General features: G+C 61.5%; 13 protein-coding genes. 12 read left to right on the top strand and 1 reads right to left on the bottom strand.

Translation table 11 applies throughout. The features are described 5' to 3' along the window. Positions 1 to 62 precede the first annotated feature (62 nt). From rpoZ to FHS06_RS12470, 5 genes are all read left to right on the top strand, one after another. Complete coding sequence (gene rpoZ, locus FHS06_RS12450) at positions 63 to 317, top strand: DNA-directed RNA polymerase subunit omega (RefSeq protein WP_165138209.1); 255 nt, start codon at positions 63 to 65, stop codon at positions 315 to 317. A gap of 130 nt (positions 318 to 447) precedes the next feature. Then, entirely contained in the window at positions 448 to 1641 is a 1194-nt protein-coding gene (metK, locus tag FHS06_RS12455; protein WP_167049734.1) for a methionine adenosyltransferase, read from the top strand. 1 nt (position 1642) lies between these two features. Beyond that, positions 1643 to 3631 carry a primosomal protein N' family DNA-binding protein gene (locus tag FHS06_RS12460; protein ID WP_167049736.1) on the top strand — a complete coding sequence of 663 codons (1989 nt, stop codon included), beginning with the start codon at positions 1643 to 1645 and terminating at the stop codon, positions 3629 to 3631. 8 nt (positions 3632 to 3639) lie between these two features. Next, entirely contained in the window at positions 3640 to 4560 is a 921-nt protein-coding gene (fmt, locus tag FHS06_RS12465; protein ID WP_167049738.1) for a methionyl-tRNA formyltransferase, read from the top strand. Further along, the gene (locus FHS06_RS12470; protein ID WP_208388168.1) at positions 4557 to 5957 is read left to right on the top strand and encodes an RsmB/NOP family class I SAM-dependent RNA methyltransferase; all 1401 of its coding nucleotides are present in this window, start codon (positions 4557 to 4559) and stop codon (positions 5955 to 5957) included. The genes fmt and FHS06_RS12470 overlap by 4 nt, the downstream gene beginning before the upstream one ends. 31 nt (positions 5958 to 5988) lie before the next feature. On the opposite strand, the gene glsA is transcribed toward FHS06_RS12470, so the two are convergent. Further along, on the bottom strand, positions 5989 to 7161 hold the full coding sequence (gene glsA / locus FHS06_RS12475; protein WP_167049740.1) for a glutaminase A: 1173 nt from the start codon (positions 7159 to 7161) through the stop codon (positions 5989 to 5991). 32 nt (positions 7162 to 7193) lie between these two features. On the opposite strand from glsA, the gene rpe reads away from it, so the two are divergent. The 7 genes from rpe to FHS06_RS12510 are packed head-to-tail and all read left to right on the top strand — an operon-like array spanning position 7194 to position 11061. After that, positions 7194 to 7856, top strand: a complete 663-nt coding sequence (gene rpe, locus FHS06_RS12480; RefSeq protein WP_310734818.1) for a ribulose-phosphate 3-epimerase — start codon at positions 7194 to 7196, stop codon at positions 7854 to 7856. Positions 7857 to 7896: 40 nt separating this feature from the next. Continuing rightward, positions 7897 to 8160, top strand: a complete 264-nt coding sequence (locus FHS06_RS12485; protein ID WP_167049744.1) for a phosphoribosyl-ATP diphosphatase — start codon at positions 7897 to 7899, stop codon at positions 8158 to 8160. 49 nt (positions 8161 to 8209) lie between these two features. Further along, positions 8210 to 9052, top strand: coding sequence for an ATP phosphoribosyltransferase (gene hisG / locus FHS06_RS12490; protein ID WP_167049746.1), 843 nt, complete (start codon positions 8210 to 8212; stop codon positions 9050 to 9052). Next, entirely contained in the window at positions 9052 to 9813 is a 762-nt protein-coding gene (hisF, locus tag FHS06_RS12495) for an imidazole glycerol phosphate synthase subunit HisF (protein ID WP_167049748.1), read from the top strand. Before hisG ends, hisF begins: the two co-directional genes overlap by 1 nt. Beyond that, the gene (gene hisI / locus FHS06_RS12500) at positions 9813 to 10184 is read left to right on the top strand and encodes a phosphoribosyl-AMP cyclohydrolase (protein ID WP_167049750.1); all 372 of its coding nucleotides are present in this window, start codon (positions 9813 to 9815) and stop codon (positions 10182 to 10184) included. The genes hisF and hisI overlap by 1 nt, the downstream gene beginning before the upstream one ends. Then, positions 10181 to 10783 carry a Trp biosynthesis-associated membrane protein gene (locus tag FHS06_RS12505; RefSeq protein WP_167049752.1) on the top strand — a complete coding sequence of 201 codons (603 nt, stop codon included), beginning with the start codon at positions 10181 to 10183 and terminating at the stop codon, positions 10781 to 10783. Before hisI ends, FHS06_RS12505 begins: the two co-directional genes overlap by 4 nt. Before the next feature lie 47 nt (positions 10784 to 10830). Next, positions 10831 to 11061 carry a DUF6704 family protein gene (locus FHS06_RS12510; protein ID WP_167049754.1) on the top strand — a complete coding sequence of 77 codons (231 nt, stop codon included), beginning with the start codon at positions 10831 to 10833 and terminating at the stop codon, positions 11059 to 11061.

The raw sequence follows: 11061 nt of genomic DNA on the forward strand, positions 1-11061 counted from the left end.
CGCTTACGCGCGCGACTGATTCCGTCATCTCACCGCCAACATCCGAACCAGGAGGTTCCGCCATGGCCGGAATGAACCAGGGCATTATCGAGCCGCCCATCGACAGCCTTCTCGAAAAGGTCGACTCGAAGTACCAGTTGGTGATTTACGCATCCAAGCGGGCGCGCCAGATCAACGACTACTACTCCGACCTTCACGAGGGAAATCTCTTTGATAATGTCGGCCCGCTTGTCGACTCTTCAGTCGAAGACAAGCCGCTGACAATTGCGCTTCACGAGATTCACGAAGACAAGCTTCGCCTCCGTCACGCAGAGTAATTTTGCGGCAGCCTCCGAGTGAGCTGCCTCACCTCAGGCCCCGGGACACCAATGTCCGGGGCCTGAGGCACACTCGGAACACCTCGACGCCATTTGGCCTCATCACATAGCCACGCCACGGGAGCTTCGTTTGACCGGTCTGCGCCTCTTCACCTCCGAATCTGTAACAGAGGGACACCCCGATAAGATCTGCGACCAGATCTCAGACAGCATCCTCGATGCGATTCTGACCGACGACCCCCAGGGTCGCGTCGCGGTTGAGACGCTCGTCACAACGGGTCTCGTACATGTCGCTGGCGAGGTATCGACCAGTGCCTATGTAGAGATTCCTGCGATCGTTCGAAGCGTCGTCAACCGGATCGGCTACACATCGAGCGACACCGGCTTCGATGGAGAGTCTTGCGGAGTGAGCGTATCGATCGGTGCGCAGTCTTCTGATATCGCCGCTGGTGTCGACAAGGCTTTCGAACGGCGCGAAGGTGGCTCGGCAGACCCGCGCGATGAGCAAGGCGCTGGTGACCAGGGAATCATGTTCGGGTACGCAACGAACGAGACACCCCAGTACATGCCGATGGCAGCGTGGACCGCTCACAGAATCGCTGAAAGGCTCGCGGACGTGCGTCGCTCCGGCGTGCTTCCTTTCCTTCGACCCGATGGAAAAACGCAGGTTACCCTCGGCTACGAAGGTCACGTTCCTCGCACGATCGACTCTGTAGTCCTCTCGACTCAGCATCACCCCGACATCTCACAAGATGACTTGCGAGCTGCCGTTCAAGCTGAGGTGATTGACCCCGTGCTCGATGCAACCGGGCTCGACCGCCCCGGTCTCAAATACTTCATCAACCCGGCAGGACCCTTCGTGATCGGCGGCCCCAAGGGCGACGCTGGCCTCACTGGACGAAAAATCATCATTGACACTTATGGTGGAGCGGCTCGCCACGGCGGCGGCGCGTTCAGCGGCAAAGACCCCTCGAAGGTCGACCGTTCGGCAGCGTACGCCATGCGCTGGGTCGCAAAGAACGCTGTTGCTGCGGGCATGGCCGAGCGCCTGGAAGTCCAGGTGGCGTATGCGATCGGCAAGGCAAAGCCCGTAGGTCTCTACGTCGAGACATTCGGTACCGGCGCAGTTTCTGATGATGTCATCACTTCAGCCATCCGAGACGTTTTTGATCTCCGACCCAAAGCGATCATCGACCAGCTCGATCTTCTGCGACCGATCTACGCTCAGACGGCCGCCTATGGTCACTTCGGGCGCGAGAATCCCGATTTCACGTGGGAACGGCTCGACAAGGTCGAGGCGCTCCGAAGCGCCGCCGGAATGTGACATGAGTCGGCGACGCGTCGCACGCGTTCTGCTCGATTCCCCGGTGCCACAGTTAGATCGACTTTTCGACTACGAGATACCCGATTCACTCGCCGAAGCAGCCATTCCCGGCGTGCGAGTTCGCGTGCCGCTGAGATCTGCTGGACGCATGATCGACGGCTACATCGTCGAGGTCGATGAGAGCAGTGATTCCGATCGTCCGCTATCGGAGCTCGAAGAAGTAGTTTCCCCCATCGCTGTGCTGCCGAACACGTTGTACACGCTGGCACGACGAGCTGCAGACCGCGCGGCGGGTTCCGCAAGCGACGTTCTCCGTGTCGCGGTACCGAAGCGAATGGTGCGCGCAGAGAAGGCGTGGCTTGCGGCGGACCCACCGGCTTTCCCGCAGTGTGATCTCGACGCGATAGGTCGCGCCCGCGCCGTTCTCGATGAGTTCCCTGGCGCGACAGCCGCAATCTCGGAAGGAAACCGGCTTGCGATCGATGCGCCGCCGCGCCTTACCTCTACAAACGACGGCGCTCATGTTGGTGCATGGGCTCATGTCATTGCTGCGAGTGCGGCAGTAACGCTTGCTACGGGCCGCAGCGCAATAATCGTCGTGCCCGATCATCGTGACCGCGCGCAAGTGACGGCAGCCCTCGCTGACTTCTTGCCAGCCGACGCAATCGTCCGGGATGACGCGGCACAGTCTGGTCCCGCACGGTACGCCGCTTACCTTCGGGTGCTAGCAAAAGCACCCTGTGTCGTTGTCGGCACCAGATCAACTGTCTATTCACCTGCTGCGCGCACGGGGCTCGTGATCATCTGGGACGACGGTGATCCGCTGCTTTCCGAACCTCTGAGTCCTGGAGTGCATGCGCGGGACGCCGCGCTACTCCGACAAGAAATTGAGGGAAGCGCGCTGCTTTTCATCGGCCACACGCGAACGTCCGATGTCGAACGGCTGGTCGCGGTCGGATGGGTAAGAGAAATTGCAGCACGGCGTCGCCAGTCGCCGCGAGTCGTGCTCGCCGCTGCGAACGACGGCGACGGCCGTGGTGCACGAATTCCTTCTTCGGCTTACCGCGCTGCGCGCGAAGCTCTGGCGCTTGGTCCGGTACTCGTGCAGGTTTCGCGGCCGGGGTATGCGCCCACGCTTGTGTGCAGTGATTGCCGCAAACCGGCCCGTTGTCGTCACTGCGCGGGACCCTTACATGCACGGCGTCCGAAAGCCGCACCGGAATGCACCTGGTGCGGACGCACCGCCAACAATTGGACGTGTGCAAATTGCGACTCCGATCGTCTTCGCATGGCCTCCGCCGGAAGCGAACGCACAGCCGATGAACTCGGGCGCGCCTTTCCTGGTGTGCGCGTAGTTGTTGCCGACGGCGAACACCCCGTCACTCACCTCGATGATCGCCCGGCACTTGTCATAGCCACTCGTGGCGCAGAACCAATTGCTGCGGGCGGATACCGCGCCATCCTTCTCCTCGACGGAGAGCGGATGCTGCTGGCCGAGGATCTTCGTATCGGCGAGTCCGCATTGCGGTGGTGGTCCAACGCTGCCGCGCTCGCGGCTCCCGGAGCATCTGTGCATCTCGTGGGCGTGGTCGGGCCAGTTGCTCGCGCGCTCGCGACATGGACACAGCCTGCGTACGCACGCGCAGAACTCGAAGACCGCGGCCCCCTGCGAATGCCGCCGACAGTGCGGGTTGCGAGTCTCGAGGGCGAGCTTGCCGCGGTGACGGATGCTCTTCAATCACTCCACGACACGGTACCCGCTGTCGACTCTCCCGCCGTTCTCGGGCCGGTTCCGATTGAGAGCGAAGATGGTCCTCGGGTTCGTGCGCTGGTGCGATTCGACTACAACCTTGGTTCGGCGGTCACCGCCGCTCTTCGCGCCGCCGTCATCGCTGCCGCGATGCGCGCTCGGAAGCCACGGGGACCTCGCGCTCCACGGGTCCGGAATACACTCAAAGTTCGGGTCGACGTGCCCGATCTGCAACTGTAAGGAATCCGATGCGAATCGTCTTCGCGGGCACACCCGCTCCCGCCGTGCCCTCACTTGAGGCACTTATTGCGAGCCGCCACGAAATCGCTGCTGTCGTCACCCGACCGGACGCAGCGCTTGGCCGCAAGCGCGTTGTGACGCCCTCGCCGGTAGGAAGCGCCGCAGATGCTCACGGCATCCCGACTATTAAAGCTGCGAAGCTCGACGACGATGCGACAGCTCGAATTGCTGCGCTGCAGCCAGATCTCGGAGTAATCGTGGCCTATGGTGGCCTCGTCCGCGAGCCTTTGCTGTCGACTCCCCGGTTGGGTTGGATCAATCTCCACTTTTCGCTGTTGCCGAGGTGGCGCGGAGCAGCACCTGTGCAGCACTCGCTTATTGCCGGGGATATTACGACAGGAGTGACGGTATTCCACCTTGTGCCCGCGCTCGACGCCGGCGATATTTTGGCAGCGTCTGAGATGGTGGTGCCCCCACTCGCAACGGCGGGAACACTGCTCGATGCCCTCGCGATCGAGGGAGCTGCGGTACTCGTCGACGTAGTGAATGCACTCGGCGAAGAGCGCACCACGGCCAAACCGCAAAAGGGCGAAGTGACCCTTGCGCCTAAAATTTCTCTCGACGACGCGCGCATTCGCTGGAACGACGGACAGGATGCCGTGCTGAACAGAGTGCGTGGTGTGACCCCCGAACCTGGCGCTTTCACGCTTATTGCCGGCTCGCGACTGAAAATTCTTGCTGCGCATCGCGCAGAAAGCCACTCGCTGTTGCAGCCGGGGGTCATGCGTTCTATTGAGGGTGATGTCTCGGTCGGAACAGCGACGGAACCCATCGTTCTTACGCGCGTCCAGCCCGCGGGAAAAGCTGCGATGAATGCAACTGACTGGTGGCGGGGACTTCGCACCGACGAACTGAGGACAGACTCTTGAGACGCTCGCGAAACTCGCACACTCCGCCGACACGAACTGCATCTGCGCGCACAGTGGCCTACGACACGATAAGGGCCGTCTCCGAGTCGGATGCTTACGCGAACCTATTGCTGCCAACTCTCATTGCGCGTGCCGGGCTCGACACGGCTGATGCAGCTCTTGCCACTGAGCTCACCTATGGAACGCTCCGAAAGCAGGGTACTTATGACGCGATGATCGCTCTTGCCGCGAACCGCGAGGTGTCTCTCATCGACCCTCCGGTTCTTGACGCCTTGCGGCTAGGAGTGCATCAACTTCTATCGACACGAATCGCGTCACATGCAGCTGTCAACGAATCAGTCAGTCTCGTTCGCCGCGAGGGCGGAGCTTCTGCTGCCGGGTTCGCGAACGCCGTGCTCCGTCGCATTTCTCTTGATACTCCGGGGGAGTGGGCTGCTCGTGTCTCGGATGCCGCGCGGTCCGAGGATGAACGCATTGGTGTGACTCGCTCGCATCCGGTCTGGATCGTGCGCGCTTTCCGGAGAGCGCTGGCCGCGGAAGGACGTGCAGATGAACTCGATGCTCTGCTGCTTGCCGACAACGAGGCCCCTGGGGTGACGATGGCGGCTCTTCCGGGTGTCGCGGATGCACCCCAGGGAAAGACCGCGACGCGATATTCTCCCATCGGCTTTCAGCTGGGTGGCGGCGATCCGGATGCTGTGGTCACTGGTTCTGGTGGCGGTCTTCGCGTGCAAGACGAAGGGTCGCAGCTTGTCGCCCTTGCGCTCACGCGCGTGACTCCCGTCGGCGCCGACGAACGGTGGCTCGATCTGTGTGCTGGCCCCGGTGGGAAGACAGCGATTCTTGCGGCAGAAGCTGTTTCTCACGGAGCGACGATCGACGCCAATGAGGTCATTCCCGCACGGGCAGGCCTGGTGCGCCGTGCCGTCGTCGCAGTCCCACTCGACGTGAACGTTGCAGAAGAAGACGGGCGCGCTTTCGCGACCGAACACGCCGGAGAGTACGACCGCGTTCTCGTGGATGCTCCGTGCACGGGTCTCGGCGCTCTGCGTCGCCGACCTGAAGCACGGTGGCGAAAGTCATCGAGTGACGTCGCAGACCTCGTCGACGTGCAACGTGATCTCGTGGATGCCGGGCTTCGCGCGCTCGCGCCGGGTGGGATTCTCGCCTACGTGACATGTTCACCGCATCTTGCGGAGACTGTCGGCGTGATGGCTGATGTTCGCCGTGACTGGGCCGACAAGATCGAGGAACTCGATGCGCGTGCTGCGCTCAACGCGGTGGCGCGCGAACCCCTTGATCTTCCGGTCCCGAGCGACGGTTCTGGCCGCGCTCAGCTTTGGCCGCATCGGCACGGTACTGACGCGATGTTCCTCACGCTGCTCCGACGACGCTGAGGGCGAGTCGCCGCGCCGGCGTGAGCTCGGTTTACTTAATGATGCGCACCTGCGTGCCGAGATCACGCAACTGTGCCTCTAGCGCAGTGAGTGCCGCGGGATGCAGGTGCGCAAGTTCGCTCACATCGAGTGACACCGGGAAGTTCGCATCAGCGCCGTGAATCAGCTCGCGAAGGGTAACGAGTACCCGCTCAGCTCCTGAGAATGCGAGTTCTCCGCCGAGCCGCACGATCATTCCTTCCGGCGTGCGATCAACGGTGATTCCGGGGCGGGTAATGCTTTCGTGACGGTCAAAGACATGCATGCCGAACTCGCGGGAGAGACGCTCCACCAGGATGCTGCCTCTCACGCTGTTGCCGTGGCTATCGAGGCGCGGGCTGAACGCGCCGACTCCGAACTGTGACGGCGCAACCGATACGAGCCCACCGGCGACGCCACTCTTGCTCGGCAGCCCCACGCGCATGAGCCACTCTCCAGAGAAGTCATACATGCCACAACTCGTCATGATCGACACGACGTCGCGTGCCACCGATTCAGGGATCACCTGTTCATTGTTGACAGGATTTCTGCCCGAGAACGCCAGTGTTCCCGACATCACTGCGATGTCTCGTGCCGTCACAAGAACGGAGCACTGGCGAAAGTACGCCTCGACTACTTCATCGACTCGCTCGTGCAGTACTCCGTAGGAACGCATGAGGTAGGCAAGCGCACGGTTCCGGTCGCCAGTTTCGGATTCGGACTCGTATACCGACTCATCGACGGTGAGCTGGCGCCCAGCAAACCGGGAGAGTCCCGCAACGATCGTCCGGGTGCGTTCATGTCTGTCAGCGCCCGGAATCAAACCGGTGGTGGCTATCGCTCCCGCGTTGACGAGCGGGTTTGCAGGCCTACCTGTCTGCGGCTCCAAGCTGATGGCGTTGAAAGGTTCACCGCTCGGCTCCACCCCGACGCGCGCGAGCACGTCGTCTCGTCCATGCATTGCGAACGCGAGCGCCAGGACAAACGGCTTTGATACTGACTGGATCGTAAATTCAACCTCGTCATCGCCGACCGATCTCACAACTCCGCGCGGGCCAACGACTGCCAATGCGAATCGATCCGGATCGGCTTTGGCGAGCTCAGGGATGTACTGGGCCGGCTCTCCCGCGTCAAGCGGACGAACATTTTCAAGCAACGAAGACAACAACGAAACGATGGGATCCACAAACTGACCCTACGCGGCGGGATAATGGTTGCGTGCCTGAATTTCGAGTGAACCCCAGCATCCTCGCCGCCGATTTCGTGAACATGGAACGAGAATTAGGCCGAATCAGCTCCGCCGACTTCGTGCACGTCGACGTCATGGATAACCACTTCGTGCCGAACCTCACGTTCGGACTCCAAATGGTGGAACGTATCGCCGAGACGAGTCCAGTGCCTCTCGACGTGCATTTGATGATCGATAATCCCGAAAAATGGGCGCCCGGCTACGCCGAAGCTGGTGCTGCATCCGTGACTTTTCATCTTGAAGCTTCGAGCAATCCTGTCGCTCTTGCCCGCCGCCTTCGCGCGATGGGCGCACGCGCGGGAGTTGCGTTAAAACCCGGCACCGACGCATCCTCGCTCTTGGAAACCATCGACGAATTCGATCAGATTCTTGTGATGACCGTGGAACCGGGGTTTGGCGGCCAGTCATTTATGCCCGAAACGATGCCGAAGCTGCAGCAGCTCGCCGCGGAGGCGAAACAACGCGGATCTGCCGTCTGGTTGCAGGTCGATGGTGGCATCAGCGAGTCGACGATCGCCCAAGCAGCAGCTGCCGGTGCCGATACATTCGTCGCGGGTTCCGCAGTGTTCGGCGCCGCCGACCCTGATGCGGCGATCGCTGGTCTTCGCTCACTCGCAGCACACGCTCACTGAAGCGGCGCCGCGAGCTCGGTTCGTTCGATACCCTGAGAGGGTGAAGACGTTCGACGGCCTATTTGAAGAGCTCACCGCCAAGGCTGCAGCTCGGCCACAAGGCTCGGGAACAATTGCCCAGCTCGATGCTGGAGTCCACGCGATCGGCAAGAAGATCGTCGAAGAAGCCGCAGAAGTGTGGATGGCAGCCGAGTACGAGTCCAACGACGAGGCGGCCGAAGAGATTTCGCAGCTGCTGTACCACCTGCAGGTCATGATGGTCGCCAAGGGGCTCAGCCTCGAAGACGTGTACCGACATCTCTGATTCACGTCTCCGACCTTTCACTCAAATCGCTCCCGAAAGTCACTCAGTCATGCTGCGAATCGCCGTGCCAAACAAAGGATCGCTGTCCGAGACAGCATCCGAAATGCTCCACGAAGCCGGCTATGTCGGTCGACGTGACCCCAAAGACCTTTACGTGGCCGACCCCGAAAACGAGGTCGAATTCTTCTACCTTCGCCCACGGGACATCGCCACCTACGTTGGCTCCGGTGCACTCGACGTCGGCATCACCGGGCGTGATTTGCTTCTTGACGCGCGGATGCCAGGGGCACACGAGATCGAAGCGCTCGGTTTTGGGGCGTCGACATTCCGCTTTGCCGCCCGGCCCGGTCGGTTCTCAACACTCGCTGAGCTCGACGGTGTGCGAGTCGCGACAGCGTATCCGGGTTTGGTTGACAGCTACCTCGACGAGCAGGGCATTGCCGTTGATCTGGTGCCGCTCGACGGCGCCGTCGAATCAGCAGTTCAGCTCGGTGTGGCTGACGCTGTCGCCGATGTTGTCTCCACGGGAACAACACTCCGCCAGGCTGGGCTCGAAATCTTCGGGCCGAAGCTTCTCGAATCTGAAGCAGTACTGATCAGCGGCGCCGACGAGCCCGAGGGGCTGGCTACCCTCCTTCGACGTTTGCGCGGTGTGCTCGTGGCCCGCCGTTACGTCATGGTCGACTACGACCTTCCTGCCAAGCTCGTTGATGCGGCTGTCGCTCTTGCTCCCGGAATCGAATCGCCCACGGTATCGCCACTTCGTGACCCCGACTGGGTTGCCGTGCGAGTCATGAGCCCCCGTCGCGGCGTCAATCAGGTGATGGATTCGCTCTATGGATTGGGTGCTCGGGCGATCCTCGTCACTGAGATCACCGCAGCGAGACTGTAATGACCCTCGTTTCGCGCGTGATCCCGTGTCTCGACGTCGCTGCTGGGCGTGTTGTTAAGGGCGTGAACTTCGAGAATCTGCGCGACATGGGTGACCCGGTCGAACTAGCCCGCCTGTACTTCGAACAGGGCGCTGACGAACTCACGTTTCTGGATGTCACAGCGACCGTCGATCAGCGCGCGACAACGTACGACGTCGTGCGTCGAACCGCCGAAGAAGTCTTTATCCCGTTGACAGTCGGTGGCGGGGTGCGAACAACAGACGACGTCGCGCGGCTGCTCGCCGTCGGAGCCGACAAAATTGGTGTCAACTCTGCTGCCATCGCGCGGCCTGAACTCATCGACGAGATCGCTGATCGATTCGGCGCACAGGTCCTCGTCCTGTCTCTTGATATCAAGCGCGCGGACACGACCTCATCGGGCTTTGTCGTAACCACACACGGCGGACGAACAGCAACCACGCTCGATGCGCTCGACTGGGCCCGCGAAGCAATAGCGCGTGGTGCTGGCGAGCTTCTTGTGAACTCGATCGACGCAGATGGCACGCGCGACGGCTTCGACGTTGAGCTCGTCGCCCTCATGCGCGAAGTATCGAGTGTGCCCGTTATCGCGTCCGGTGGCGCGGGGGAGGCCGCACACTTCGCGCCGGCAGTTCACGCTGGTGCCGACGCGGTACTCGCGGCATCCGTGTTCCACTCTGGTTACTTGACAATTGGCGACGTGAAACGCGCGATGACATCCGACGGAATTGAGGTGCGCTGATGAGCGAAGAACCGACCGAAGATGTCGCAGAACGCATCAAGCGTGTCACTTTCAACGATGTTGGCCTCGTCGGTGCCATCGTGCAGCAGTGGGACACAAAAGAGGTCCTCATGATGGGCTGGATGGATGCTGAAGCTCTCCGCCGCACGCTGCTATCTGGCCGGGCTACCTATTGGTCGCGCTCTCGCCAGGAGTACTGGCGGAAGGGCGACACCTCGGGAAATATTCAACTTGTACGCGGTGCGAGACTCGACTGCGATGGCGACGCCATTCTCTTGAGTGTCGAGCAGGTTGGCCCGGCCTGCCACACAGGTACTCGCACCTGTTTCGACGCCGATGATCTCCACCCGGTAACGGCCTCAAGTTCATGACCGCGCGCGCACGACTCATCAGCGTCCTTGCCGTATTGTCTGCTGGCGCACTAGGGATTATCTCGTCAACGCAAACGTGGCTCAGCGTCACGGTTGCTGACGGATCTTCGTCGAGCCTTCCTGTCTCCGGTGCAGCAACGATACCTGTGCTCGCCCCATTGAGCCTCGCTGTGCTCGCTGCGGGAGCCGCCCTTTCGATCATTGGTCTCGTGCTGCGCTATATTTTTGGCGTCCTGACACTGGTGATCGCGGGCGGGCTGTCGTACGCCACCGCCCAGGTCGCGTTCGCGCCGCCTGTGACAGCAGTTTCGTCGACCGTGACCGAGGCGACAGGCATTAGCGGAATCGACGCGATCACAGATCTCGTTTCTGACATCGTGGTCACACCGTGGCCATTCATATCGCTACTGGCCTGGATCATCTTGATCTTCGGCAGTATCTTCATGCTCTTCACCGCTCGGCGTTGGAATCGCGGCGGGAGACGGTACGACACAGCCGCGCGCCGCGAGGTGGACGATGGAAAGCCACTTGATTCAATCGATTCGTGGGACGGGCTCTCACGTGGCGATGATCCGACTGCCCCAGGTGACGCCCGCTAGACTTAACTGTGCGCGCTGATCGGCGCGCCCGCACCCGAAGGAGACTCATGAGCAACCCCATCGGCGACCCCGGCCACGGTCATTCGCCGGCGGCATGGACAGCCGTGATCATCATGCTCGTTGCCACCGCCATCGGCACCCTCGCATTCTTCCTGGACATGCCTTGGCTCGTGTGGACGTCGGTCGTGTTCATCGCAATTGGCGCACTCGTCGGTTGGATTTTGGCGAAGGTCGGCTACGGCGTCAACGGCCCGAAGTACGCGCCGAAAGAGCATTGA

It is taken from the genome of Microbacterium halimionae (assembly GCF_011761265.1).
GTDB classification, from domain to species: Bacteria; Actinomycetota; Actinomycetes; order Actinomycetales; family Microbacteriaceae; genus Microbacterium; species Microbacterium halimionae.

Bases quoted from the DNA above. Each gene is read 5' to 3' on its own strand.
- FHS06_RS12510 (WP_167049754.1), top strand. From the start codon at position 10,831: ATGAGCAACCCCATCGGCGACCCCGGCCACGGTCATTCGCCGGCGGCA.
- FHS06_RS12505 (WP_167049752.1), top strand. From the start codon at position 10,181: ATGACCGCGCGCGCACGACTCATCAGCGTCCTTGCCGTATTGTCTGCT.
- fmt (WP_167049738.1), top strand. From the start codon at position 3,640: ATGCGAATCGTCTTCGCGGGCACACCCGCTCCCGCCGTGCCCTCACTT.
- hisI (WP_167049750.1), top strand. From the start codon at position 9,813: ATGAGCGAAGAACCGACCGAAGATGTCGCAGAACGCATCAAGCGTGTC.
- rpoZ (WP_165138209.1), top strand. From the start codon at position 63: ATGGCCGGAATGAACCAGGGCATTATCGAGCCGCCCATCGACAGCCTT.
- FHS06_RS12460 (WP_167049736.1), top strand. From the start codon at position 1,643: ATGAGTCGGCGACGCGTCGCACGCGTTCTGCTCGATTCCCCGGTGCCA.
- hisF (WP_167049748.1), top strand. From the start codon at position 9,052: ATGACCCTCGTTTCGCGCGTGATCCCGTGTCTCGACGTCGCTGCTGGG.
- hisG (WP_167049746.1), top strand. From the start codon at position 8,210: ATGCTGCGAATCGCCGTGCCAAACAAAGGATCGCTGTCCGAGACAGCA.